Below are 254 nucleotides of genomic sequence, written 5' to 3' on the forward strand. Positions count from 1 at the left end.
CGTAGAACGACAGGCCGTTGGCGACCTCGTCGAGCACGGTCAGCTTGGTGCGGCGGAGCAGATTGGTCTGCCACAGCGTCAGCACCTCGCGGCGCAGCTGCTCGTCGGAGGCAGCGGCCTCGTCCGCGGTCAACGCGACGCGCTCGCGGCGGTCCAGCAGGCTGGCAACTTCCATCTCTCGGTCCATCGTGCTCTTGCGGCGGACCTCGGTCGGGTGCGCGGTCAGGACGGGGCTGACCAGCGCGGTCTTGAAG

General features: G+C 69.3%; 1 protein-coding gene. It reads right to left on the reverse strand.

Annotation, left to right across the window (positions count from 1 at the left end; genetic code table 11):
• Positions 1-254, reverse strand: a 254-nt coding sequence (locus ABS764_RS16255) for a phosphoenolpyruvate carboxylase (protein ID WP_408082843.1), incomplete at both ends; no start/stop codon positions are given.

The sequence above is a fragment of the Flavobacterium plantiphilum genome, assembly GCF_046000495.1.
GTDB classification, from domain to species: domain Bacteria; phylum Bacteroidota; class Bacteroidia; order Flavobacteriales; family Flavobacteriaceae; genus Flavobacterium; species Flavobacterium plantiphilum.